Source organism: Sphingobium olei (assembly GCF_042678845.1).
Lineage (GTDB): Bacteria > Pseudomonadota > Alphaproteobacteria > Sphingomonadales > Sphingomonadaceae > Sphingobium > Sphingobium olei.
The window spans coordinates 1-22,384 of sequence record NZ_JBHTLS010000101.1; the positions used below are offsets into that span (position 1 = coordinate 1).

The 22,384-nt window shown below is 62.7% G+C and carries 18 protein-coding genes and 1 pseudogene; 18 read left to right on the forward strand and 1 reads right to left on the reverse strand.

From position 1 onward, the window contains the following. Positions 1–825, reverse strand: an 825-nt coding sequence (locus ACFQ24_RS06235; protein ID WP_380909786.1) for a YncE family protein, incomplete at its 3' end; no start/stop codon positions are given. A 201-nt stretch (positions 826–1,026) separates the two neighbouring features. On the opposite strand from ACFQ24_RS06235, the gene ACFQ24_RS06240 reads away from it, so the two are divergent. From ACFQ24_RS06240 to ACFQ24_RS06325, 18 genes and pseudogenes are all read left to right on the forward strand, one after another. Further along, positions 1,027–4,197, forward strand: a complete 3,171-nt coding sequence (locus ACFQ24_RS06240; protein WP_380909788.1) for an efflux RND transporter permease subunit — start codon at positions 1,027–1,029, stop codon at positions 4,195–4,197. Further along, complete coding sequence (locus ACFQ24_RS06245; RefSeq protein WP_380909790.1) at positions 4,190–5,344, forward strand: efflux RND transporter periplasmic adaptor subunit; 1,155 nt, start codon at positions 4,190–4,192, stop codon at positions 5,342–5,344. The genes ACFQ24_RS06240 and ACFQ24_RS06245 overlap by 8 nt, the downstream gene beginning before the upstream one ends. After that, on the forward strand, positions 5,334–6,758 hold the full coding sequence (locus ACFQ24_RS06250) for an efflux transporter outer membrane subunit (RefSeq protein WP_380909792.1): 1,425 nt from the start codon (positions 5,334–5,336) through the stop codon (positions 6,756–6,758). Before ACFQ24_RS06245 ends, ACFQ24_RS06250 begins: the two co-directional genes overlap by 11 nt. A gap of 69 nt (positions 6,759–6,827) precedes the next feature. Beyond that, positions 6,828–7,490, forward strand: a complete 663-nt coding sequence (locus ACFQ24_RS06255; RefSeq protein ID WP_380909794.1) for a response regulator — start codon at positions 6,828–6,830, stop codon at positions 7,488–7,490. Next, positions 7,487–8,809: a histidine kinase dimerization/phospho-acceptor domain-containing protein gene (locus tag ACFQ24_RS06260; RefSeq protein ID WP_380909796.1), complete on the forward strand. Its 1,323-nt coding sequence runs from the start codon at positions 7,487–7,489 to the stop codon at positions 8,807–8,809. The genes ACFQ24_RS06255 and ACFQ24_RS06260 overlap by 4 nt, the downstream gene beginning before the upstream one ends. Positions 8,810–8,974: 165 nt before the next feature. Next, positions 8,975–9,732, forward strand: a protein-coding gene (locus ACFQ24_RS06265) for an IS5 family transposase (RefSeq protein ID WP_327754294.1) whose coding sequence is annotated in 2 segments (ribosomal slippage) — positions 8,975–9,308 and positions 9,308–9,732 — 759 coding nt in all. Because the reading frame shifts where the segments join, the coding sequence is not laid out codon by codon here. Between the two features lie 238 nt (positions 9,733–9,970). Continuing rightward, entirely contained in the window at positions 9,971–10,774 is an 804-nt protein-coding gene (locus tag ACFQ24_RS06270; RefSeq protein WP_380909798.1) for a redoxin domain-containing protein, read from the forward strand. A gap of 5 nt (positions 10,775–10,779) precedes the next feature. Then, positions 10,780–11,475 (forward strand): DsbA family protein, encoded by a 696-nt coding sequence (locus ACFQ24_RS06275; RefSeq protein ID WP_380909800.1) that lies wholly within the window; start codon positions 10,780–10,782, stop codon positions 11,473–11,475. Beyond that, positions 11,472–13,604 carry a protein-disulfide reductase DsbD family protein gene (locus ACFQ24_RS06280; RefSeq protein WP_380909802.1) on the forward strand — a complete coding sequence of 711 codons (2,133 nt, stop codon included), beginning with the start codon at positions 11,472–11,474 and terminating at the stop codon, positions 13,602–13,604. The genes ACFQ24_RS06275 and ACFQ24_RS06280 overlap by 4 nt, the downstream gene beginning before the upstream one ends. After that, positions 13,601–14,374, forward strand: a complete 774-nt coding sequence (locus tag ACFQ24_RS06285) for a substrate-binding domain-containing protein (RefSeq protein WP_380909804.1) — start codon at positions 13,601–13,603, stop codon at positions 14,372–14,374. The genes ACFQ24_RS06280 and ACFQ24_RS06285 overlap by 4 nt, the downstream gene beginning before the upstream one ends. Beyond that, positions 14,371–14,916, forward strand: coding sequence for a DsrE family protein (locus tag ACFQ24_RS06290; protein WP_380909806.1), 546 nt, complete (start codon positions 14,371–14,373; stop codon positions 14,914–14,916). Before ACFQ24_RS06285 ends, ACFQ24_RS06290 begins: the two co-directional genes overlap by 4 nt. Positions 14,917–14,978: 62 nt before the next feature. Next, on the forward strand, positions 14,979–16,550 hold the full coding sequence (locus ACFQ24_RS06295) for a bifunctional metallophosphatase/5'-nucleotidase (protein ID WP_380909808.1): 1,572 nt from the start codon (positions 14,979–14,981) through the stop codon (positions 16,548–16,550). Further along, on the forward strand, positions 16,547–16,810 hold the full coding sequence (locus ACFQ24_RS06300) for a hypothetical protein (protein ID WP_380909810.1): 264 nt from the start codon (positions 16,547–16,549) through the stop codon (positions 16,808–16,810). Before ACFQ24_RS06295 ends, ACFQ24_RS06300 begins: the two co-directional genes overlap by 4 nt. A 12-nt stretch (positions 16,811–16,822) precedes the next feature. Beyond that, positions 16,823–17,902, forward strand: a pseudogene (locus ACFQ24_RS06305) (alginate export family protein); the annotation flags it as partial. Between the two features lie 7 nt (positions 17,903–17,909). Continuing rightward, positions 17,910–19,511 (forward strand): cbb3-type cytochrome c oxidase subunit I, encoded by a 1,602-nt coding sequence (locus ACFQ24_RS06310; RefSeq protein ID WP_380909812.1) that lies wholly within the window; start codon positions 17,910–17,912, stop codon positions 19,509–19,511. Next, on the forward strand, positions 19,508–20,122 hold the full coding sequence (locus tag ACFQ24_RS06315; RefSeq protein WP_380909814.1) for a cbb3-type cytochrome c oxidase subunit II: 615 nt from the start codon (positions 19,508–19,510) through the stop codon (positions 20,120–20,122). Before ACFQ24_RS06310 ends, ACFQ24_RS06315 begins: the two co-directional genes overlap by 4 nt. Next, positions 20,119–21,345 carry a c-type cytochrome gene (locus ACFQ24_RS06320; protein WP_380909816.1) on the forward strand — a complete coding sequence of 409 codons (1,227 nt, stop codon included), beginning with the start codon at positions 20,119–20,121 and terminating at the stop codon, positions 21,343–21,345. The genes ACFQ24_RS06315 and ACFQ24_RS06320 overlap by 4 nt, the downstream gene beginning before the upstream one ends. Beyond that, positions 21,323–22,246 (forward strand): c-type cytochrome, encoded by a 924-nt coding sequence (locus tag ACFQ24_RS06325; protein WP_380909817.1) that lies wholly within the window; start codon positions 21,323–21,325, stop codon positions 22,244–22,246. The genes ACFQ24_RS06320 and ACFQ24_RS06325 overlap by 23 nt, the downstream gene beginning before the upstream one ends. Positions 22,247–22,384: the final 138 nt, after the last annotated feature.

A 22,384-nucleotide genomic window follows, 5' to 3' on the forward strand; every position in this document is an offset into this window, starting at 1 on the left:
CGGTCGGGCTCCGCCCTCCCTACGCCACGCGCAGCGCAAGGAGCGTTCCTCGACCGTCGTGCCATACTCGAAAGGGGGTCCCTTTTGCGCGCCGATCGGGGGTCCCGTTTGGACGCCGATTGACAGTTTGGTTCGTACAATCGAAATTTGAGGTCGATCGCTCCGAACGATCCAAAGCTCATTGTCGGTAGGCGACCGCATCAAGTCAGCGCCGATGCCGAATTTTGGCAGCTCGCCGGATAGTATGCGACCGGATCTCTCATCAATTACATGCAGACCACCTGCCTTCTGATCCAAGATGTATAGATTATGCCCCTTGAAATCGGCGGATAGCCGAGCAGCTGCGAATGGAAGCGGGATGGTCCGCAGCTGACCTGTATTGAGGTCGATATCAACAACCTCATTGCGCCCGGACAACCCCACCCATAGCTGGCGGCTGTTCTTGGTGAAAACGGCTCCAACTGCATCGGCGGGCAGAAGTACCGTCATTGGCTGACGATCATTCTTCGTACTTAACAGGTGCAATTGCTGGGAGTCTGCAGTCGCCACGAACCGGCGATTACACGATGCCGCCAGTAACTTACCGTTCGAACGCGCCGTGCCAAGCGCCTGCAATCGGTAGGCATCTGCGAGCAGAATGCTGCCGTCATCCCGCTCAATGTACAATTGATCTTTCTTGCCACGATATCGATCGGGTTCGCCACATGGCGATTGGACGGCCAAAAGATCGACTACCGTATCATCCGAGATCTGGGCGGTAGCTGGTAACGATGCAATGGGTATCATCGTAGCGCCTAATAAGATGGTCGCGATCTGCACTCTCATCCCGATAATTCCCTGCTGAGCTACGAGCTAAGGCATCAGGTTCTGCTTAAAGCAATCTTAGCGCATCTGAGGCGACACGAATGTCACGCCTTGCCAGCTCAACGGCGCCGATAAGATTGCCTTAAGCTGCGCGGCTATCTCCCGGCCTCAAGGGAGCACGGGCATGGCCAACCGCTATCAACTACTTTGTAAGGGCACCGGATGCTAGCGATCGTCCGCATCGCGCTCGCGCGGCCGCTGACCTTCATCGTCATGGCGATGCTGATCGCCGGGATCGGTGTGCTGACGGTCCTGCGTACCCCCGTCGACCTTTTCCCGCGCATCGGCGTGCCCGTCGTGGCTACCGCATGGACCTATGCCGGACTTTCGCCGCGCGACATGGCTGGCCGCATCGTTACACCCTATGAACGCGTGCTCACCAGCACGGTCAACGATATCGAGCATATCGAAAGCCAGTCGCTTGCTGGCGTTTCGGTGGTGAAAATCTACTTTCAACCTGGTGTCGATATTCGCACCGCGACCGCACAGGTCACGTCGATCTCGCAAACCATCCTTCGCCAGCTCCCGCCTGGCATCACGCCGCCGATGATCGTCAATTACGATGCGTCGACCGTGCCGATCCTTCAGCTCGCGCTGGCGGGTGAAGGTCTGACCGAGCAACAACTGTTCGATCTTGGGCTGAACCAGCTGCGTCCTCCATTGGTAACGGTGCCCGGTGTCGCGATGCCCTTTCCGTTTGGCGGCAAACAGCGGCAAATCCAGATCGATGTCGACCCGCAGGCCTTGCAGGCGCGCGGACTTTCCGCGCAAGACGTTGCCACCGCGCTGGCGAACCAGACCCAGATCAATCCGGTTGGCTTTGCCAAGATCGGCGGCCTTCAATACAACGTCCAGCTTAACAACGCCCCTCAGTCGGTCGAGCAGCTCAACAACCTCCCTGTCAGGGTAGCCGATGGCGGCACAATCTATATGCGCGACATCGCGACAGTTCGCGATGGCGCCGCCCCCCAGACGAACATCGTTCATGTCGACGGGCAGCGATCCGCCCTCATGACGATCCTGAAGAATGGTGGGGCATCAACACTGGCGATCGTGGCGGGGATCAAGGAGCGGCTGCCAACTGCGCTTGCCAGCCTACCGCCGAATTTGAAGGTTTCGCTGATCGGCGACCAATCCGTGCTCGTCAAAGCCGCAGTCAACGGCGTTGTGCATGAGGGTCTGATCGCAGCTGTCCTTACGTCGCTCATGATCCTTCTCTTTCTGGGTTCGTGGCGATCGACGGTCATCATCGTCATCTCGATCCCGCTGGCGATCCTGGGTGCCATTATCGCCCTCTCGGCAACCGGGCAGACCCTGAACGTGATGACGCTGAGTGGCCTCGCTCTTGCCATCGGCATCCTCGTCGACGACGCCACGGTAACGATCGAGAACATCAACTGGCACTTGGAGCAGGGCAAATCCGTGCGCGACGCGATCCTCGACGGTGCAGCCCAGATCGTCACTCCTGCCTTCGTGGCGCTGCTGTGCATCTGTATCGTCTTTGTGCCGATGTTCTTCCTGCCTGGAGTCGCTGGCTTCCTGTTCGTTCCGATGGCCCTCTCCGTGGTGTTCGCGATGATCACCTCGTTCGTGCTGTCCCGTACGTTGGTACCGACGATGGCGATGTTTCTCCTTCGTCCCCATCAATCGCACGGCGCGCAGGGTTCGGGTCCGCTCTCACGCTTCCAGCAAGGGTTTGAGCAGCGCTTCATGTGGCTCCGGGAAAGCTACGGGCGCTGGCTTACGCGCGCATTGGAACGACGCCGGCGTTTCGTTCCGCTCTTCGCCTCGGCCCTGCTTTTGTCCTTGCTGTTGGTCCCGTTCCTGGGTCGGGACTTCTTCCCGTCGGTCGATTCCGGACAGATGGCGATGCACGTCCGCGCGCCCGTTGGCACACAGATCGAGGAGACGTCGGACCTGTTCGCGCGTGTCCAGAAGAAGGTACGCGAGCTGTTGCCAGCTGGCGAAATCGGGTCGATCGTCGACAATATCGGGCTGAGCACGGCACCGCTGAACAACATCTACGCGAACTCCGGGACAGTAGGTCCGAATGAAGGCGACGTCCTGATCGCGCTCGCTCACGGGCATGCCCCGACAGCCGATCATGTCGCATTGCTACGAAGGGAACTGCCGCGCGCCTTCCCCGGCGTGGATTTCGCTTTCCTTCCGGCCGACATGACCAGTCAGATCCTCAATTTCGGTTCGCCTGCTCCGATCGATATCCAGATCAAGGGTCGTCAGCTTCCCGAAAACATGGCTTATGCGAAGAAGCTGGTGAAGAGGCTTCGGACCATTCCGGGGTTGGCTGACGTACGCATCCAACAGTCCGCGCGATATCCGCAGCTCAATGTCGATGTCGATCGCAGCCAGATGGCGCAATACGGCATGAATCAGCGCAATGTGACGTCGGACTTGGGCATCGCATTGGCCGGAACGCAGCAATCATCGCCCATTTTCTACCTCAATCCCGAAAATGGTGTTTCCTATCCCGTTGTAGCCCAGATACCTGAGCGTAGCGTCGGCTCGGTAGCAGACCTCGCAAATATCCCGGTGTCGGGTGCCCGAGACGGATCGCAGCAGACGCTGGGCGGGCTTGGTACGATCAGCCGGGGCGCCACCATGTCGGTGGTCAGCAAATACAACATTGCGCCGGTCATTAACATCTTCGCCTCGACGCAGAACCGCGACCTGGGCGCCGTGGCTGCCGACGTTCAAACTGCCATCGCCTCTCTCGACGGCGAGCTGGCAAAGGGCGCAACGGTCACTCTGTCGGGTCAATACGGAACGATGAACACCGCCTTCAGTGGCCTAGGCTTTGGCCTCGTCGGCGCGATTATCCTCATCTACCTCGTCATTGTCGTGAATTTTCAGAGCTGGGTCGATCCGCTCGTCATCATCGGTGCGTTGCCCGCCGCACTCGCGGGCATCGTCTGGATGTTGTTCGTGACCGGGACAACCGTGTCGGTGCCGGCGCTGACGGGGGCGATCATGTGCATGGGGGTAGCGACAGCCAACGCCATTCTTGTCGTGAGTTTTGCGCGAGAACGGCTTGCCGAGACGGGAGATGCCGTGAAGGCGGCGCTTGAAGCGGGTGTGGTTCGTCTGCGACCGGTACTGATGACTGCTCTCGCCATGATCCTGGGCATGGCGCCTATGGCGATAGGTCTTGGCGAAGGTGCGGAACAGAACGCGCCGCTTGGTCGGGCGGTGATCGGCGGCCTCATCTTTGCGACGGCGGCGACGCTGTTCCTCGTGCCCGTCCTCTTCAGCATCGCACATCGCGCACGCGCGCCAAAATCCAGCTCCGGGGAGCTTGCACTACACCATGCCTGAAACCAGTTCGAAACGCCGCTTTCTGATCGGCAGTGGGGCAGCTCTCGCGTTGGTCGCCGTAGTCGGCGGCGGCATCGCCGCGCGCTACAACGCGGAAGCGGAAGAGGCTGCGATCGCTCGCGACAACGCGCTGCCCACGGTATCGGTGATCCGTGCCACTGTTGCGAAGGGCGGCAATATCGGCCTGCCCGGCGAGTTGTCAGCTTTGAACGAGGCCGAGATCAACGCCCGGACGAGCGGCTACGTGTCACGCTGGCTCGTCGACATCGGTCAGACGGTGCGAAAGGGGCAGCTGCTCGCGGTTCTCGACGCCCCCGAACTGGAACAGCAGCTGGCCCAGGCTCGGGCTGATCTGAAAAGCGCCGTCGCCAATCGAGATCTTGCACGTACGACCGCTGAGCGCTGGCGGACGCTGCGCGGGAAGGATGCTGTATCGACTCAAGAGGCGGACGAGAAGCAGGGGCAATATGCCGCTACGGCCGCCCGTGCCGAGGCGGCGCGTGCCAACGTCAGGCGGCTTGAAGCACTCGGGGGATTCACCCGGATCGTCGCGCCGTTCAGCGGCGTCATCACCAGTCGCAACGTGCAGCTGGGGGCACTCGTTACCACCGGGGCGGGTGGCAAACCCTTGTTCACGATCGCCGACACCACAAGCATGCGGGTCTATGTTCGCGTACCCCAAAACGTGATCGGGCAGCTGAACCCCGGCATCACGGCCGATGTCACCGTTCCTGACCGCCCGGGACAAAGTTTCGGCGCCACGCTGGTACGTACGGCGCGATCGGTCGATCGCGCATCGGGCACGATGCTCGCCGAGTTCCGGATCGCCCAACCAAGCGATGCCCTGGTTCCCGGGTCATTTGCCACGATCGACCTTGGACTGCGCGCGGCTCCGGGCACGATCGAGCTTCCCGCAACCAGTCTCATAACCAACGCCAAGGGAACACAGGTCGCGATCGCCGATCCGCAGGGGCGCGTGTCGCTCCGCCCGGTCAAGGTCGGACGCGATACGGGACGAAGCGTCACCATCCTGAGCGGGGTCCGGGAAAATGACCGCGTCATCGCAACGCCCCCCGATGCGATCGAAGCTGGCGACCGTGTTCGTATCGTCGCACAGCGCCCATCGGAAAAGCCCAATGCGAGCTAGGGTCTGGGGCAGTGTGCTGCTTGTGATAGCTAGCGCGGGATGCTCGCTCCAACCCGACCGGGCACCGCCGGAGATCGCCGTGCCTCCGGCATTCAAGCACGACGGCCCCTGGCGTAATGCCAACCCATCCGATCGCGAGGTTCGAGGATCTTGGTGGGAGGCGTTTGGCGATCCCCTTCTGAACGATCTCGTGGTGCGGATCGATGCTGCCAATCCGACGCTGGAAGCGGCACTCGCCAACCGCGATCGGGCACTGGCCGCAATGCGTGAGGCAGGAGCGGATCGACTGCCCACGATCACGGCCACGGCGCAGGCTTCGCGTGAACGTCTCTCGGGCGGGCGGCCCATTGGACCGGGCGTCCCGATCGAGACCAATCAATATCTCGCAGGTGCCAGCCTAGCCTACGAGATCGACCTTTGGGGTAGAGTCCGCAACGCGGTTGCCGCCAGTCGCGCCGATGCATCTGCAGCGGAAGCGAATGTCGAGGCTGTGCGCCTGAGCCTGCGTGCGACCCTTGCCGATACCTATTTCCGTCTTCGCGGCCTGGATGCTGAACAAGCGCTGCTGCAGCGTACCGTCGCGGCCTACGAACGAGCATCCCGGTTGATCGGGGACCGCTACGATGTCGGCATCGCATCGGGTGTGGATCGCAGCCGCGCGGCTTCGCAGCTGGCAGACGCCCGGGCCCGCGCCGAAGCGATCGCCGGCGAACGGGCGGCGCTGGAACATAGTATCGCAATTCTGGTCGGAGAAGTGCCGTCCTCCTTCGGCATCGAGCGCGCCGAACAGCGCGTGTCGCTCCCTCGTTTCACCCCCGGCGTGCCCTCCGCACTGCTTGAAAGGAGGCCCGACATCGCACGGGCGCAGCGCGAGCTTAGCGCCGCCAATGCCCGTATCGGGGTCGCTCGTGCAGCGCTCTATCCTGACCTCACGCTAGGGCTGTCGGGCGGGGTGCAAGCCGTGCAGGCGCCAATATTCTCGGCTCCCAACACCTTTTGGGCACTCGGCCCGCTCAGTTCGCTGGCCGCCCTGTTCGATGGTGGGCGGCGCCGCGCACGGGTCGATATCAGCGAGGCTGCATATCGTCGTCTGGCCGCCGACTATCGGGCAACGGTGCTTGATGCGTTTCGGGAAGTCGAGGACGCCTTGGCGCGGACCAACGCCCTTGAACGTCAGAGCCAGCAGCAGTCGCAAGCCGCGACGGCAGCAGCCCGCACCGAAGAGCTGGCGCTGATACGCTATCGCGATGGTGCTGCCGACTATCTGGATGTCGTGACGGCACAGACCGCTGCATTGAATGCGCAACAGGCGAGTATTGACGTCCAGGTCAATCGACAGCGGGCAGTGATCGCGCTGGTCCGCGCGGTCGGCGGAGGGTACAGCGAGACGAGGAACTCGCCCTCTTCGAGTTAGATCGTTCTAGGATGGAGAACCCTGGGTGGCAGGTCGCGAATACCTTCGCGGTAGAAAGTGGGAACGACCATGATGCGCATCCTTGTGGTCGAAGACGACGAAGTCCTGCAGGAAGGCCTGAAGCTCGGATTGGAGCTGGAGGGATTCACCGCCGATGTCGTAGGGCGCTGTGACGATGCGGACGCATGCGTACGTGGTCGTGACCACGATGCCGTCATACTGGATATCGGCTTGCCTGACGGTTCGGGGATTGATCTGTTGCATCGATGGCGGCGAGACGGCCTCGACGTACCGGTACTGCTGCTCACGGCCCGTTCCATGGTCGAGGATCGGGTGGATGGCTTGGATGCCGGCGCTGACGATTACCTGGGAAAGCCGTTCGAGCTTTCAGAACTGGCGGCACGTATTCGCGCGATATCGCGCCGGCGAAGTGGTCGAGCGGAACCGACAATTTCAATCGGCTCCCTTGTCATCGATCCGGGACGCCGCTGCGTGCTGCTGGACGGAGATGTCGTACCTCTGTCACGGCGCGAGTTCGCTGTCATTCATGCGCTCGCGGAGCATCCAGGTTACGTGCTCTCGAGAAATCGACTCGAGGATCGTATTTACGGATGGCAGGAGGAGGTCGAGAGCAACGCGATTGAAGTCCACATTCATAATTTGCGAGGAAAGCTCGGCCGGGAAATGATCGAGACCGTACGAGGCGAGGGGTATAGGATACGCCTGCGATGACATCGCTGCGCCTGCGCCTGTTCGCGATGCTGGTGGCGATGACCGTTCTAGTCTGGGCGGGTGCGGCAGCTTGGACAGCGATCAGCACAAAGACAGAGGTAGAGCGCGTACTCGATCGCCGTCTTAGCGAAGCAGCTAGAATGGTAGCTTCCCTGGGGGTAACTCCTCAGGCGGTTCGGGGAAGGGAAGCGATAGCCGCGATCGGCCGTTACGACCGGCAGCTGTCATGCCAGATCTGGTCTCTCGACGGGCGGGTGGTTGGGCGATCGGCGAGTGCCCCGGCCCAACCACTCGCGCCTGTAGCAGGTGGTGGGACCGGCTTTTCCCAGCGGCGCGTCGAAGGCGAGGACTGGCGCGTCTATACGCTGGTCGATCGGACTCATGGCGCACGGGTGATGGTCGGTGACAATCTGAAAGTGCGTCAGCATCTTGTGGCTGATCTGATGACCGGCTTGTTGTTACCCGCGATAGTAGGCCTCATAGCGCTTTCCCTTCTCCTCTGGGCTACCATAGGCCGCGGGCTGGCTCCGCTTCGCGCTATCGCTCGGTCACTGGAAGGTCGTTCGCCGGAGGACCTAGCTCCCTTGTCCCCGGTCGATACCCCGAGAGAGTTGCGTCCTGTCATCACGGCTCTCGACGGGCTGTTCGGTCGACTGGCCGACGCCCGTGATGCTGAGCGGTCCTTCGTCGCCAACGCCGCCCACGAGTTACGCACGCCGCTTGCGGGACTTGCGACCCATGCGGATATCGCTCGGCGCAGCGCTGATCCAGAGGTGCGTCAGCGCGCGCTCGGGCGCATAACGGAGTCGGTGGATCGTATGAACCGTTTGGTCCAGCAACTTCTGCTGCTGGCACGGCAGGAGGCTCACGGCGCGGACGTAGGCGCATCGGACGCTTCGGTGGTGGTGGCCCGTGTCACTGCGGACCTGAACGCAGCCGCGCGTGCCCGTGGGATAGAGTTGCGAACGGCAGGTCTGGATCAGCAAGCCTCTATGCCGATCGGCGATGAGCGATTGGGCATTGCGGTCCGCAATTTGGTCGAGAACGCGGTTCGACATGGCCCTGCGAACTCGCCGGTCCTGATTCGATGGTGCGCTAAAGATCGCGAACTGACGATCGAAGACAGGGGGAGCGGCATCCCTGCTGTAGAGCTTGGACGCGTCCGGCGACGCTTCGAACGGGGAGCCGGCACTACAGTAGCTGGTAGCGGCCTCGGGCTTTCGATCGTCGATGCTGCTATCAGGGATACGCCTCTTAAACTACAGCTGCGTTCGCTGATTGGCGGTGGCTTTGCGGCTTCAATTTGCCCCAAGCAATGAACGTCTAATCTATAATAATATTCCATCGCGTCGATTTTAGATAACACAAATATGTCTTTGCGAATATATTGCCAATATAAATAGAATAGTAACTATGCAAAGCTAGGGTCAGGACCCATTGATATGAGCGTCGCGATCTGATTCAGGCTCCGCGAGGAGACCGGGATGAGCGACCTGTTTTGGCTAACGGATGAGCAGATGGAGCGGCTGCGGCCGTTCTTTCCGAAGAGCCACGGCAAGCCTCGAGTGGATGACCGGCGGGTGCTGAGCGGCATCGTGTTCGTCAACCGCAACGGGCTGCGCTGGCGCGATGCTCCTGGCGCGTACGGCCCGCACAAGACGCTGTACAACCGCTGGAAGCGCTGGGGTGAGGCAGGCGTGTTCACGCGCATCATGGAAGGTCTGGCTGCGGTGGGCGCCGAACCCAAAACGGTGATGATCGACGCGACCTACCTGAAGGCGCACCGCACGGCATCGAGCCTGCGGGTAAAAAGGGGGATCTCGGCCGCCTGATCGGACGCACGAAAGGCGGCATGAACACCAAGCTCCATGCCGTCGCCGACGCGAACGGTCGCCCCTTGAGCTTCTTCATGACCGCCGGTCAGGTCAGCGACTACACCGGTGCGGCCGCGCTGCTGGACGACCTGCCAAAAGCGCAGTGGCTGCTCGGCGACCGCGGCTACGACGCCGACTGGTTCAGGGACGCTCTTCAGGCCAAGGGCATCCAGCCTTGCATCCCAGGCCGCAGGTCGCGCAACGAGCCAGTCCGGTACGATAAGCGCCGCTATCGGCGCCGCAGCCGCATCGAGATCATGTTCGGCCGCCTCAAAGACTGGCGCCGCGTCGCCACCCGCTACGATCGCTGCCCTACGGCCTTCTTCTCCGCCATCGCCCTCGCTGCCACCGTCATCTTCTGGCTGTGATCAACGAGTCCTGACCCTAGATAAATGATTGTTCAATAGCTAATACGTCAGATCTTGTCTTGGGGATATAAAGTTTAGACACCTCAACACTTGATTAAGAGCTGATCGGGCGTCAGAATAGCTTCAAAAACAGTTGGGTGTGAAGAAGGAACCAAGCTACACATCGGCGCTTGTCGCTCATAGGGTTGTCCATTCGCGAGATAAGGCTGCCTTAAGCGAGCTGAGCAAACGAGCGCCTATGGACGGCGTCATCCGGATTGGTTTTCTCGCACTTGCAGTCGACAGATTGCTCGCCGTCGTGGCGATCATGGTTTTCGTAGCGGCCACCCCTTTGCTGGCGGAAAGGCTCGGCGTTCGACGCCCCAGGGTGTTCATCGCGCTGTTGGCAGGCATCTCCGTTGCGCGCATCGCGTTCGTCCTCCAGAATCTTGACGCCTTCGTCGTGGATCCTGCTTCCGCCTTGTGGTTTTGGCAGGGAGGGTTCACGCTATGGCCCGGCGCCGTCACGGCGGCCATCGTGCTCGCATCGGGCTTGCGACCGCGCCGACGCGCTGGTGCGTTGGCGGCGGTGCCGCTGTTGATCGCAGGCCTGTGGGTCGGGGCGCATCGCATTCTCGCCGTTTCTCCACGGCCGTTGCCATCGGGACTGGTCGTCAGCACGGTTGAGGGCAAGATCATGCACCTCGACAAGCTGAGGGGACAACCGTTCGTTCTCAACCTCTGGGCAACCTGGTGTCCGCCTTGTCAGCGAGAATTGCCGATGATGGTGGACGTGGCATCGGCCACGCCGATACCGGTTCTTTTCGTGAATCAGGGCGAGACGGCTGATCGCATCCGCACTTTCCTTCGGGCACGCAAGCTGACCAAGGCCTCGGTGCTGAGTGATCCGAACGGCCGTGTCGCGACGGCGATCGGCTCACCTGCACTGCCCACGACCCTTTCCGTCGACGCCGAGGGGAAGGTGCGAGCGCGCCATTTCGGCGAGATATCCCGCGCTGCGTTCATCGCAGCGATCAACGATCTTGAAAGGAACCCGACATGAGAAAAATGTCCCTCGCCGCTATCGCGATCGGCGTCTTCGCGCTCGTCGCGGCGCTTCTGTTCAGACCTGCTGCCGATCAGGCAAATGCTGCGCAGGGGGCATCGCCGCCCTCAAGTGCCGACCAGGCCGCAGCGGCAGCGCGGGAGCGGCGCAAGATTACCGACGACCCGATGGTGCCGACGAACGCGCCAAAGGCCTATGACGTCACGATCGTCGAGTATTTTGATTATCAGTGTCCCTACTGCCGCAAGGCGCAGCCCGTTCTTGCGGCACTTCTCGCCAGCGATCCAAAGATCCGCCTTGTCTACCGCGATTGGCCGATGTTCGGCGGAGCATCGATAACCGCGGCCAAGCTCGCGCTCGCCGCGAAACATCAGGGGAAATACGTGGCCTTCCACGATGCGCTGATGCAATCGACGGGTAAGCTCGACGACAAGGTCATTCGCGCCGCTGCAGACAAGGCAGGCGTGAACTGGTCGCGCCTCCAAACCGATCTTAAGACCCATCAGGCTGACATTGACGCGCTGCTCGACCGAACCAGCCAGCAGGCGGCGATGATGGGGCTTCAAGGCACCCCGGGCTTTCTCATCGGGCCTTACCTTGTGCCGGGCGGCATGGACTACGCTAACATGAAGAAGGCGGTCGCCATGGTTCGCGCAAACCCGACGGGTGATCCGGCCAAGGAGCCCAAGGAGCAGTGATCCGACTGCTACTCCTTCTGACAGCGCTGGTCGGTGGTCTGTCGCCCGGTTCTGTATCGGCGCAGGGTCCGGCGCATATCTCTGTCGATATCACGGTCGAATCGCAGCAACCGGCGCCCGGGCGACCGACGCCGCTCATCATCCGGATGGTGCCGCAGCCCGGATGGCATGGTTACTGGAGCAATCCGGGCGACAGCGGCCTGCCTCTCGAGGTCACGTGGAAGGCGCCCGCAAACATCACGTTCGGACCGCTGCGGCATCCCGCCCCGACGATGCTCGAGCTCGGCGGCATCGCGAGCTATGTCCATGCCGGGCCGGCATCGCTTGTTTCCAGTGTCACGCTGCCGAAGGACATGCCGATCGGCAGCAAGGTTGCGATCGAGGCGAGCCTTCGGTGGCTCGCCTGTTCCGATACACTCTGCGTGCCCGAACAGAAGACGATCGGCCTCACCCTCACGGCCGGAAACGGTGAGGCGGATGCAGCCAGCGCGGACCTGGTCGAGGCAGCTCAGCATGCGCTGCCAAGTCTGGCACGCGATGCGCGCTTCGACACCACGGCCGACACGCTCGTCCTCAGCGTTCCAGACGCGGCCCATCGGCTCGATCCTGCTCGTACACGTTTCTATCCAGCGAACGACTCGATATTTGCAGCAAGCGCCCGGCAGCGGGCGAGACGGGCTGCCGACGCTGTCGTCATCACCACTGGGCAGGTCGCGATCAATGATGCGGACCGGATCGCAGGAGTCGTGTCAGATGGTCGCGCCGCCTATTCGATCTCCGCGACGCGCGCCAAGATTGCGTCGGTGGGGCAAGCCTCTGCGACCCCTGCAGTCGATGTCGAGCGACAGCCCACCGCTCGTCGCCACGCAGCCGCCGGCAAATCCGTAGCGGCTTCGACTGGACCCGCAGTTGTCGACGAGTCGACGGCCTTTGGCGGTCTTCTATGGACACTGATCGCAGCCATCGCAGGTGGCGTGCTTCTAAACCTGATGCCCTGTGTGTTCCCGATCCTCAGCCTGAAGGCCTTGGCGCTTGCGCACGCCGGGCGCGGCGCGGGTGCTCGCCGGGAAGCGATCGCCTACACTATCGGTAGCATCGCGGCCGCGATGGCGCTCGGCGCTGCGCTGCTCGCCTTGCGAGCAGCGGGCAGCGAAGCGGGTTGGGCGTTCCAGCTTCAGGACCCGCGTGTGGTGCTGGTCCTGCTGACCTTGTCCTTGGCAATCACACTCAATCTGGCCGGCCTCTTCGAGTTGCCGACTGCGGTGACATCGCAGGGCCGCAACCGCGGCGGCTTCGCGACCGGCGCGCTCGCCGCGTTGGTGGCGACGCCTTGCAGCGGTCCTTTCATGGGCGTCGCACTCGGCGCAGCAATGACGATGCCGCCGGTTCAGGCGCTCTTCGTCTTCGCCGGTCTCGGCTTCGGCGTCGCGCTGCCCTTTCTTCTCGTCGGCTTGATACCTGCGCTTCGCGATCGGCTTCCGCGGCCGGGAGCCTGGATGCAGACGTTGAGACAGATCCTGGCCATTCCGATGCTGGTGACGACGGTCGCGCTTGCGTGGTTGCTTGGCCGGCAGGTCGGCGTCGATGGCATGGCGATCGGCCTGGTCGCCGCCGCAGCGACCGGCGCGATGCTCTGGTGGGCCGGCCTGCGGCAGCGGCGCGGCGCCAGCGCGACCATGCCGGCGCTGGCGATCGCGGCAACCCTCGTCGTCATCACAATTGCCGTCGAACCCGTGACCTCCGTGCAAGCCGTTCCGTTCGAGACTGCGGATCAGAACGCCTTGCCTTCGCGAGAGCCTTTCAGCGAAGAGCGTCTGGCAGAACTGCGCCGTGCAGGTACGCCGGTGTTCGTCGACTTCACCGCGGACTGGTGCCTGTCATGCAAGGTCAACGAACGTCTTGCCATCGACACTGATCGGACGCGCGAGGCGTTTCGCGATCACGGCGTGGTGACGCTAATCGGAGACTGGACCCGCGCCGATCCGGCGATCACCCGTTTTCTGCAACGACACGGGCGGAATAGCATCCCGTTCTATCTTTATTACAAGCAGGCCGCGCCGGTTCAGGTGCTGCCGCAGATTCTTGGACCGTCAACGCTTTCGGATATCGCCCGGAAAGGCACGATATGAGCTTGAAAATGCTGCTACCCGCGCTGGCCGCAGCCCTGTGCGCTGCTAGCCCTGCTGCAAGCCAGGTCATGGTGTACGGGCCGGGTGGCCCGGCGCCGGCGATGAAAGAGGCCGCCGTTGCCTTCGAACGCGAGACCGGGCAGCGCGTCGTCGTCACCGCCGGTCCGACGGATCAGTGGTTGCACCGCGCGACCACCGACGCCGACCTGGTCTTCAGCGGTGCCGAGACGATGATGACGGCATTCGAACGCGCCTTTGCCGGCCAGATCGACCCAGCGACGATCCGGCCGCTGTATCTGCGCGCCGGGGCGATCCTGGTGCGCCCAGGCAATCCGGGCGGCGTGCGCGGCCTGCGCGACCTTGCACGGCCCGGCCACCGCATCCTCGTGGTTGAAGGGGCTGGCCAGAACGGCTTGTGGGAAGACATGGCGGGTCGTACCGGCGACATCGATCTGGTCCGCGCCATTCGTAGGAACATCGTCGGATTCGCCAAGTCCAGCGCAGACGCAAAGGAAACGTGGACCGGCGACCGCTCGATCGATGCCTGGATCATTTGGACCATCTGGCAGGAAGCCAATCCGGCCATAAGCCAGGCGGTGCCGGTAGAACGCGATCTCGTCGTCTACCGGGACGTCGGCATCGGCTTGACCGGGCTAGGCAAGAACAATCCGGCGGCACAACGTTTTGCCGACTGGCTTGCCAGCGGCCACGCGGATGGCATCTTCCGGCGCTGGGGTTGGACAGTTCCAGATAGAAAGGCGACAAAATGAGAATGTTGGCGGCAGGGATTGCGATGCTGGCGGCTGCAATGGCGATTCCGGCAGCATCGGCGCAGACCCGTGACGGGCCGGCGATCGTCGGTTACGGCAAGACCTTTCCGACGGATGGCGCGCAGACGCGACCGGATGCCAAGCTACGGTATCGGGTCCTGTTCAATATCACGAAAGCCGCCCCGTCACCCGACAAGCTCAATCCTTCGCTGGAGAAGGTCGCCCGGTTCGTGAACCTGCTCGCAATCGATGGCGTGAAGCCTTCGCCCGGCGACATCGTCGCGATCGTCCACGGCCCTGCGACGCCATCGATCCTGCAGAACGCGGCATACGGGCGCAAGGCCGGTGGCAAGCCCAATCCCAACCTCGAGCTTCTGACCAAGCTCAAGGCTGCCGGAGTCACGGTGGCGGTCTGCGACCAGGCGTTGCACGGGCAGGGATTTCAGAGCGAAGATGTCGTGCAGGAGGTGCGGATCGACGTATCCGCGCTGACCACGCTCGCCACGCTGCAACTGAAGGGTTGGGCGCTGATCCCCGACTGAAGTCTTAAGGTTGCCTTAAGACAGGCATCGTCGTTTCCTCGACCATCGGGCGAGGAAACGACATGCGTAGCTGGCTGGCTGGAATTTTGGCGGCAATATTAAGCACCGGAGCGGTGGAGGCGTCGGATCGGCGCATCACCATCCTTCACACCAACGACATGCACGGGCGGCACGCGCCGTTCGATGTCGCTCCGGGTGATGCGACTTCCCAGACAGGCGATCCCGGCCGCTCTCCTTCGGAGTTCTCTCGCGCCGGCCGGATCGGCGGCTTCGCGACCATTGCGGGCGTTGTGAAGCGGACCCGTGCCGAGCTCGGCGCTGACAACGTGCTGTTGCTCGATGCGGGAGATACGTTCAGCGACGATCTGGTCGGTAACGCGACCAGGGGCGAGGCCATGATCCGCCTGATGAACGGCTTGGGCTACCAGTTCATGGCGCTCGGCAATCACGATTTCGACTATGGGCTTGAGCGCACCCGCGAGTTGCAAGGGATCGCCAGCTTCCCAATGCGCGGTGCGAACACGCTAGAGAACGGTCGCCCGGTGTTCGGGCAGCCGTGGCAGATCTTCACCGTCAACGGTGTCCGCGTCGCAGTGCTGGCGCTGAGCTACCACAATACCGGCGAGACCGGATCGAAGAGGAATACCGAGAAGCTTACGTTCACCAGCGGGATCGAGACGACGCGCCGGCTGTTGCCGTCGCTGCGACGTCAGGCGGATGTGATCGTATTGTTGTCGCATCAGGGTACGGCGGTCGATCGCAAGCTCGCGCGTGAGGTGCAGGGCGTCGACCTCATCGTCGGCGGCCATTCCCACGACCGGATCGCGCCGCCGGAGAAGATTGGCGGAACCTGGATAGTACAGGCACTGTCGGATGGCGCGATGCTCGGCCGCCTGACACTGACCGTCGGCAGCGATCGACGGGTGAAGGCAGTGGATGGCGAAGTACTCGAATTATGGAACGACCGTTTCCAGCCCGATTCCGAAACGCTGGCGGCGGTCGCCGCCACGGACGCCCCGCATCGCGCCCGCATGGACGAGGTGATCGCGACCGCCTACGACCGCATCGGACGGCAATATAAGTCGGAAAGCCCGTTCGACTCGCTGGTCGGCGATATCATGCGCGAGGCCACCGGCGCCGACGTCGCTTTCATGCCGGGCGTCGGCTACGGCGTTGCGATCGAGCCGGGCCCGATCACCCGCGATCGTCTATACACGCTGTTGCCGCATCCGACGAAGCTGGTCACGCTGGGGATGAGCGGCGAACAGATTCTGTCGGTGCTCGAGCAAAGCGCGACCAACCTCAATCCCGGCGACGACATGGACCGTGTCGGCGGACTCGTCCAGACCTCGGGCATCGCCTGGACGGCCGACCTCACCCGACCGCTGGGAGCGCGGGTGTCCGGCGTCACCCTGAATGCGGTTCCGCTCGATCCGACGCGACGCTACAAGATTGTAACGAATGTCGGCATGCTGGAAGGGCTCCACCGTTATGCTGCGTTCGCAAGGGGAAGCGACGTCGTTACAGACAAGCGCAGCGTGACGGACCTGGTCGAGGCGGCGCTGAAGGCGCGCGGCACGATCGTTGCGCCCGAGAGCGGATTCATTCGCGTCGTTCCGGTCGCGAAGCAGTGATCCGACGGGTCGGGCTAGGCGCGGCGGCGCTGCTGGCGGCGAACGGTGCCGCGGCACAGGAGAAGGCAGAAAATCCGCTGCACGAAGCGGTCGGCGCTCCTGAAAACCTGAAGCTTTCTGGAACCTTCCGCGTCCAGATCGAGAGCATAGACGGGCAGTTCCGGCCAACGGCCGCCCGCGACGACCGTTTGCTCACCCTCAGGACGACGATCGCGGCCGAATACGATACCGGCCCGTTTCGCGTCGGGGTGGAGCTGTAGGATGCGCGGGGCTATCTCGAGGAACGTAATTCCTCTGCGGGGACGGGAGAGGTCAATGCGCTGGAGATGGTCCAGGCCTATGTCGGGTTCGATCTTGATGCTCAGACAACGCTCGATGTCGGACGCATGACCGTCGACATCGGCTCGCGGCGGCTCGTGTCGCGGCAAAACTTCCGTAACACAACCAATGCCTTCACAGGAGTGCACCTTCATCGAGAACGCGAAGGCGGTTCGCGGCTGGATGTTTTCTGGTTGATGCCACAAATGCGGCTGCCGGATGACCGCGATGGCATTCTGGCAGACCGCGTCGAATTCGACCGGGAAAGTACGGCCCTTCAGTTCTTCGGCGCATCTTACGAGATTGCGGTCGGACATGGGATGTGGCTGGAAGCCTACGCCTACGGTCTAACCGAGCGTGACTCGCCGGGCTCTCCCACCACCAACCGGCATCTTGCGACGCCCGGGGTGCGCTTTCATCGCAAGGCGGCACGTGAAGGCATCGACTTTGATGCGGAGCTAACCGGGCAGGTCGGCCACGCGCGCGGTTCCACCAGCCCGACTGACCTGCAGGACCGGCGCGTCAGGGCTTGGGCGACGCATGTTGAGATCGGCTACACCTTCGATGCCGCGTGGCAGCCGCGCGCAGCACTTGCCTATGATCAGGGCAGCGGCACCGGAGGTGGCAAGGGGATCGGTCGTTTTGACACGTTATACGGCGCGCGCCGCTTTGAGCTCGGTCCCACATCGCTCTACGGCCTCGTATCGCGCGCAAACAGCATCTCGCCTGGCATCCGCGTTGAGGTAACACCCGACAAGCGGTGGGACGGATTTGTCATGTATCGGGCGCTCTGGCTGGCCAGCGCGACCGATGCGTTTGGCGCGAGCAGTGTGCGCGATCCAAGTGGTCGGTCGGGCCGCTTCGCCGGTCAGCAGATCGAAGGGCGCGTGCGCTACTGGCTGGTGCCGAAGATCGCGCAATTGGATGTCGGCGCCGCTGTGCTATTGAAGGGGCGCTTCCTGCGGGATGCGCCCAATGCGCCGCCGAGCGGAGACACGCATTACAGCTACGTCGGCCTTAATCTGAACTTTTGAGGCGATCATGGGATTGACGATCGGCCTTCTTCTCGCCCTCAGTTTCGTGGTTTCGCTATTCGCGCTCGCGTTTCTCATCTGGGCCGTTTCGAGCCGTCAAATGTCATTCGACCAGGCGCAGGCGCGAACGATCTTCGTCGCTGGCGAGGAAGGGCGGCCAGACGATCCCGGCACCGCGCCCGAGACCGACGAGAAGGTGCCGCACCATTACGACCCGGCCCGAGCAGGCATCGACTCGGTGTCTGCCCGACCAGTGACGGCGCTGCTTGCCAGCGCCGTCTCCTGGCTGGTGCTTGGCTCGCTATTCGGGCTTACGGCATCGCTGAAACTGCATTGGCCGGACTGGCTCGACAGTGCTGCGTGGCTGACGTTCGGCAGAGTCCGTACGCTGCATCTCACGCTGGTCATTTACGGCTGGTCGTCGCTTGGGCTCATCGCCATCGTGATGTGGGTGGCACCGAGGATGTTTCACACGAAGTTGCGGCATCCGAACCTCCCCATCATCGGAGCCGTGTTGTGGAACGTCGCCTTGGTGGTCGGCACCGTCGCCATCGCCAACGGGTGGACCGACGGGGAAGAATGGCTGGAAATCCCCTGGCAGGTGGACATCCTGCTTGCCGTCGCCGGCTCATTCTTCGTCCTTCCCCTGCTGCGGACGGCGGCAGCCCGCAACGTCCGGCACATCTACGTGACCGGCTGGTACTGGATGGCGGCGATCTGTTGGTTCCCCGTCCTCTTCGTGGTCGCCAACGTGCCTTATGTCTTCATGGGCGCGGAACAGGCCACGGTGAACTGGTGGTTCGCCCACAACGTCCTCGGCCTGTGGCTGACTCCGCTTGCCGTAGGGGCCGGCTACTATTTCATCCCGAAAATCATCGGTAAGCCGATCTATTCCTACAGCCTCTCGCTCCTAGGCTTCTGGGCGCTTGCGCTATTTTACAGCCAGGTTGGCATCCATCATTTGATCGGCGGACCGGTGCCGACGTGGGTCGTAACGCTTTCTATCGTTCATTCGGTGATGATGTTTGTTCCGGTGATCGCCGTTGCCATCAACCAGCACGTCACAGTGGCGCAGAACTCATGGGCCTTGAAGACGTCCGTCCCGCTTCGGTTCATTTCGCTTGGCGCCGTTTGTTATACCCTGGCGTCTTTTCAAGGGTCCGTCGGGGCTATCCGATCGATCAATACTGTCGTGCACTTTACGCAATATACCGTTGGCCACGCGCATCTCGGTGCCTACGCTTTCGTATCATTCACGCTGTTCGGTGCGATCTATCACATGATGCCCCGGGTAACTGGACGTGCCTGGCCTTGGCCTCGTACGATCACGTTGCATTTCTGGCTCGTCGTTGCCGGATTTGGCATCTATTTCTTTTCTCTTACGATAGGCGGGGTGTTTCAAGGACTGGCAATGCTCGACGCGACGCGGCCGTTCGAGGACAGTGTGACTTTGCTGAAACCGTATCTGGAAGGTCGTTCGGTCGGCGGTGCGCTGATGACGGCGGGCCACTTGCTGTTCTCTGCGCATTTCACCGCGATGCTGCTGCGCCGCAGCCCTGAGGTACCCCACCCGGCACCGATGGCGACGACACCGGCGGTGGCGGCATGAACCGCATCTTGCCACTCGGGATACTCGCGTTGGCAATCCTCGCTTTCGCGACGCTTCTTCTCGTCATTGTGCCGGGTATGCAGATTCGCGCCCAGCCGGCGACGCCCGGACTGCAACCTTACACGCAAATGGAGCTGAGGGGGCGGCAAAGCTACGTCTCGCAAGGATGTGTCTATTGCCACAGCCAGCAGCCGCGCATTCCGGATCAGGCGCCGGACGGCGAACGAGGCTGGGGACGCGCAGCGGTTGCGTCAGATTACGCCTATGATTCTCCACACTTGTTGGGGACGATGCGTACGGGGCCGGACCTTTTGAACGTCGGTGCACGCCTTCCCAGTCGAGATTGGCAACTGGCGCATCTCTATCAGCCGCGCAGCATCTCCCCGTGGAGCATCATGCCGGCCTATCCTTTCCTGTTCACTGTCAAGGACCGTGCCGCGCCGGGAGACGTGGTCGTTGCCGTTCCCGCCGGTCAGGGTCCCAGGAACGGCGTTGTTGTCGCGAAGCCAGAGGCGCTGGACCTTGTCGCCTATCTGCTCTCGCTTGACCGAACGATGCCTGCGCCCGTGAACGGAGAGCGTGACGACGGCTACGCGAGGATCAAGCGATGAACGCTTCCCGCGCCCCGGACGAGACATTCGAGCCCTACGAAGAGCATCGCGGCATTCCGCTCCCGGTGCTGTGGATTGCGATCGCGCTCGCGATCTGGGGTGTCGTCATGCTGTTTCACACCCATCACGCAGTCGGCGTCGCACGCGTGGAACGTGCCGGTGAGGCCCAGGTGCAGGCGGAAGACACGCCATTGAGCGGCGCGTCGATCTTCGCCGCGCGCTGCGCGACCTGCCATCAGCCGAATGCCGTCGGTGTGTCCGGGGCAATCCCTCCTCTTTCCGGTTCGCCGTTTGCCGCGGCAAGGCCGGAGGTGGTCACGCAAATTCTTCTACACGGTATCGATGGACCGATCGAAGTCTCCGGCGCGCGATTCGACGGGCACATGCCGAGCTTCGCGAGCGTTCTTTCTGATGACGATCTCGCACGCGTGGCGAACCACGTCCGCAAGACCTGGGGTGGGGCAAAGTTCGACTTGGATGCGGCCTTCGTCGCACGCGAGCGCGCACGCTTCCCGGCGCGCGGGGCGTGGACGGGTGGTGCCGAAATTGCCGCGACCCTCGACCCGACGCTGCCTTCGCAGCCCGCCTCCATTCCGGGGCAGACGGAGCTTGCGGATGCGGCAACGCTGTCCATCGTCAATCGCGGCTCCGGCGGCGGCTGGGCGTGTGCTTCGTGTCACGGCGCCCGTGGCGAGGGCCGGGGCAACGTGCCGCGCCTTGCGGGATTGCCGGCCGACTATATCGTCAAGCAGCTGGACGACTTTGCCACGAAGCGCCGCGACAATGAAACGATGACGCTTGTGGCGCGCTCGCTGTCCTCGGCGCAGAGGCGGTCGCTTGGCAGCTATTATGCCGAGATGCGTAGCCCATCGTCAGCCCGGCCCGAACTGGGAGGCGATCTGTCGCGGGGCGAGACGCTTGCACTTCAAGGGGATTGGGCGAAAGGTATCCCAGCCTGCTTCTCGTGCCACGGACCTTCCGGCTTCGGCGTCGCGCCGGGATTTCCGGCGCTGGCCGCGCAGCATTCCGGCTATACCGCCGGACAGCTTGCCGCGTGGCGCGGAGGGACACGGCGCAACTCGCCCGTTGAGATGATGAACCGGATCGCCGCCGCTCTCGGCGATAGCGATCGCCGAGCTGTCGCTGACTATCTCGCCACCTTGCCGCCGGTACCTGCCGCGGCCCCCAAGGAGACCGCTCATGGCCGATCCGGCGCCCGATGACCTCGCGCCCGATGCGGCAAGCACGCGTCGGGAGCGTCACGCGAGCACGGCCCGAACCGCCGTCCTCGCGGTAGCCGGTGGTACCGCGCTGTTCGTCCTCGGGTCGATATTCATTGACACCGGCCTGATCGGTCACGCCGATACAAACCGAGACGTCGTAGCATCCGAACCCGCCGCTTTCTCGCCCCCCCCAATGTCGTCGATTCCTGCTGGACCGGAGGGTGATGCGATCCGGCGCGGAATGCAGATATTCCTTAATCCGGGGACGAATGCTCGTGAGTTCGTCGGCAACAGTCTCGCATGTAAGAATTGTCACCTCGATGCCGGCCGGAAACCGGATAGTGCACCGATGTGGGCGGCATGGGTCGCCTATCCTAAGTATCGCTCTAAAAATAAGCAGATCAACACAATGGAAGATCGGGTGAAGGGTTGCTTCACCTATTCGATGAATGCGCAGGACGGGCCCAGCGGCAAGCCGCCCCCGCCTGGATCGGATATTTACAAGGACCTGGAGGTCTACTTTCACTGGCTCGCGAAAAATGCGCCGACCGGCGTCGATATGGAAGGTGCGGGATATCCAGAGCCCACACTGTCGGCTGCCGGCTACGACCCGGTTCGAGGCGCGCAGGTCTATTCCCAGAACTGCGCAGCCTGTCACGGCAGTGACGGTCAGGGACGCCAGGACATCAACGGTCGTGTTGTGTTTCCGCCACTCTGGGGACCGCGTAGCTACAACTGGGGCGCAGGCATGGCGCGCATCGATAACGCCGCCGGGTTCATCAAGGCGAACATGCCCCTTGGACAGGGCAACCGGCTCAGCGATCAGCAAGCGTGGGATGTAGCCGCCTTCGTCAACAGTCACGAGCGCCCGAAGGACCCCCGCCAGACCGGGGGCCGGTGAGAGGATGGTCGAAAACGTACGCTCTCATGACTGCCATCCGAGATACTGCCCGAGTTTACCCCTTCGCTGGCCGCAAGACCAGCGTTCGCATTGACCTTGGCGGGTGTGCCGCGGACGCCTGATCGACGACGATTGATC

Bases quoted from the DNA above. Each gene is read 5' to 3' on its own strand.
- ACFQ24_RS06260 (WP_380909796.1), top strand. From the start codon at position 7,487: ATGACATCGCTGCGCCTGCGCCTGTTCGCGATGCTGGTGGCGATGACC.
- ACFQ24_RS06245 (WP_380909790.1), top strand. From the start codon at position 4,190: ATGCCTGAAACCAGTTCGAAACGCCGCTTTCTGATCGGCAGTGGGGCA.
- ACFQ24_RS06250 (WP_380909792.1), top strand. From the start codon at position 5,334: ATGCGAGCTAGGGTCTGGGGCAGTGTGCTGCTTGTGATAGCTAGCGCG.
- ACFQ24_RS06315 (WP_380909814.1), top strand. From the start codon at position 19,508: ATGAACCGCATCTTGCCACTCGGGATACTCGCGTTGGCAATCCTCGCT.
- ACFQ24_RS06325 (WP_380909817.1), top strand. From the start codon at position 21,323: ATGGCCGATCCGGCGCCCGATGACCTCGCGCCCGATGCGGCAAGCACG.
- ACFQ24_RS06270 (WP_380909798.1), top strand. From the start codon at position 9,971: ATGGACGGCGTCATCCGGATTGGTTTTCTCGCACTTGCAGTCGACAGA.
- ACFQ24_RS06255 (WP_380909794.1), top strand. From the start codon at position 6,828: ATGATGCGCATCCTTGTGGTCGAAGACGACGAAGTCCTGCAGGAAGGC.
- ACFQ24_RS06285 (WP_380909804.1), top strand. From the start codon at position 13,601: ATGAGCTTGAAAATGCTGCTACCCGCGCTGGCCGCAGCCCTGTGCGCT.
- ACFQ24_RS06290 (WP_380909806.1), top strand. From the start codon at position 14,371: ATGAGAATGTTGGCGGCAGGGATTGCGATGCTGGCGGCTGCAATGGCG.
- ACFQ24_RS06275 (WP_380909800.1), top strand. From the start codon at position 10,780: ATGTCCCTCGCCGCTATCGCGATCGGCGTCTTCGCGCTCGTCGCGGCG.
- ACFQ24_RS06320 (WP_380909816.1), top strand. From the start codon at position 20,119: ATGAACGCTTCCCGCGCCCCGGACGAGACATTCGAGCCCTACGAAGAG.
- ACFQ24_RS06240 (WP_380909788.1), top strand. From the start codon at position 1,027: ATGCTAGCGATCGTCCGCATCGCGCTCGCGCGGCCGCTGACCTTCATC.
- ACFQ24_RS06310 (WP_380909812.1), top strand. From the start codon at position 17,910: ATGGGATTGACGATCGGCCTTCTTCTCGCCCTCAGTTTCGTGGTTTCG.
- ACFQ24_RS06295 (WP_380909808.1), top strand. From the start codon at position 14,979: ATGCGTAGCTGGCTGGCTGGAATTTTGGCGGCAATATTAAGCACCGGA.